This is a genomic window from Vibrio sp. 378, from assembly GCF_033339435.1.
Genome location: NZ_JAWOUO010000613.1, coordinates 1 through 675 on the forward strand (window position 1 = coordinate 1; position 675 = coordinate 675).

The following is a 675-nucleotide window of genomic DNA, read 5'->3' on the forward strand; positions in this document are numbered from 1 at the left end:
AACTCGATGCGGAGCAGAAAGCCGCGATTGAAGCATATCGCGAAAAAATGAATGCCTATATCCCTCAAGCTAAGCAGCTAGCGAGTGATGGCTTGGAACTTGCCAATGACATCATTGATGATGTGGCAGCGAGTTTGGATGCGCCGGGTGCGTTTGATAACGTAAAAGTTGCCGTTAAAGACTTCTTTGCTGATGTGCAATCTCGTTATTACAAAGATGGTGATTTTATTTTGCCTGCAGACAGCTTTGAATCGATGACGCAGGGCTGGACGAAAGATTTTGAAAAAGCGCAGGAGATTTTTAATAAAGAGTTTCTGGCTAGCGCGTTCGATGCTTTATCGAAAAAAATGAAAGAAGAGGGTGGTTTAAACCTGACAGCACTCTCTGAAAGCATGGCAGAATTAAGTGCGAAAGTTGAGCAGCGTTTGGCTGAACATTCGAAAGAGGTGGAGCAACAAGCGGAAGACTTATGTGAATCTCTGGACAATATGGCAGGGCAAGAAGACGATTTGTTGAAGAAAATTCCTGAGTTGAAAGACTATCGAGTCTTTACCATTTGATGAATCGCTTCGCGTAGAAACAACATCTAAAAATACAAAGAAAGAGCGCGCCGTGTGGCGCTCTCTTTTCGTTTTAGTGGTTCCATCTTTTGGTCGAGTTGCGAGGGTTTGACCA

1 protein-coding gene is annotated in these 675 nt (G+C 43.9%); it reads left to right on the forward strand.

Features of this window, described 5'->3' with window-relative positions; all coding sequences use genetic code 11:
* Positions 1 to 560: YggN family protein (locus R7Q48_RS27855; protein WP_318133527.1), on the forward strand; the 560-nt coding region annotated here is incomplete at its 5' end.
* Positions 561 to 675 lie beyond the last annotated feature (115 nt).